General features: G+C 63.6%; 1 protein-coding gene. It reads right to left on the bottom strand.

Going from position 1 to position 475, the window contains the following annotated elements:
- Nucleotides 1-291: 291 nt before the first annotated feature.
- Nucleotides 292-475, bottom strand: a 184-nt coding sequence (locus CK944_RS23895) for a hypothetical protein (protein WP_205049148.1), incomplete at its 5' end; no start/stop codon positions are given.

Here is a 475-nt window from a genome sequence, read left to right as displayed (position 1 = left end):
TGCGCCGGCACCGGACATGGCGGAGGATCGGGAGGAGGATCTGCGCCGGATCGCGGCAGAGGGCCCCTATCCGGCCTGGCACTGGCCGGCGGGGGTTTTCGACATCCCGGAGCTTCCGCGGCGCGTGGACCATGGCGCACGGACCTGATTCACGACGCCGGGCAAACATTGATCACGCTCCGCCTGCTTGGTCGTACGGTGGTTCTGTCGTGTGTCGTCCGGCCGGTACGCAAGCGATCTATATGATCCATCAGCGAGACAAATCCCTGCTGGCGGATTGATTCCGATTTGTCATTGGACCTGCCGGAAGCCCAGGCGCAGATTCTTGGCAATGATGCTAGAAACAGGCCGCAGCGCTTCCTCGGACGGTAATCCGGGCGACGACCGGGACCGGTACTGCGGCTCCAGGCGTAGCCTTGCGCTGAAGCCCTGCGGCCTTGCCAAAGGTTTTCCGGCAGCAGGCCTTATACCCTTG

The organism is Paracoccus sp. SY, from assembly GCF_002901215.1.
Lineage (GTDB): Bacteria > Pseudomonadota > Alphaproteobacteria > Rhodobacterales > Rhodobacteraceae > Paracoccus > Paracoccus acridae.
Note: the sequence above shows the minus strand (reverse complement) of the source record. Positions and strands in the feature narration are given on the sequence as shown.